1 protein-coding gene is annotated in these 657 nt (G+C 56.5%); it reads right to left on the minus strand.

What is annotated here, in order from left to right; translation table 11 throughout:
• Positions 1-657: TolC family protein (locus HT737_RS30490; RefSeq protein ID WP_182404679.1), on the minus strand; the 657-nt coding region annotated here is incomplete at both ends.

A 657-nucleotide genomic window follows, 5' to 3' on the forward strand; every position in this document is an offset into this window, starting at 1 on the left:
TCGAAACCTCGGGTAGCGGTATCGACGGCACTTTGCGCTGCAGGCAGGATGGTTTGATTGAACGACGCCACTTCAGTGTTAGCAGTCAGCCACTGATCTAAGGTGGTTTGGATCTCTGTGCGCAGTCGTAACTCACTGGCATTCCGAAGGTCGCGAGATTGATCGGCACGGCGGGCTGCGGCCAGTACGTTGCCTTGGTTACGGTTAAACAACGGGATGGGCATAGATAGCCCTACGACATTCACCCGCTCGCGCTCACGCTCGTCGTATTGACTCCCGATACTCACGGTCAGGTCCGGAATTCGACGAGCCTTCTCAAGACCAAGAGAGGCTTCCCGCTGATCTATTTGCAGTTTTGCTAATCGTAGCTCTGCAGTTTCACCAATTCGGCTAAACAGCAGCGACGAATCGGGCACGGTTGGCATCGACCGATTTGGATCACCTACGGACACAAATGCAGGCAAAGGCGCCCCCATGACCTGAGCGAGTCTCTGGTAGGCACTGGCCTCATCCCGCTCAGCCCGCCTCAACTCTAGGCGCACTTCTGATAGCTGAACCTCTGCGCGCGTACCTTCAACGGGTGAGGATTTGCCACTCTTGATGCGACCTTGCGCTGCACGCAAACCGCGCTCGGCGAGCTCAAGTGATTGACGTGAC

The sequence above is a fragment of the Pseudomonas sp. MD195_PC81_125 genome (genome assembly GCF_014060985.1).
Classification (GTDB): Bacteria; Pseudomonadota; Gammaproteobacteria; order Pseudomonadales; family Pseudomonadaceae; genus Aquipseudomonas; species Aquipseudomonas parakoreensis.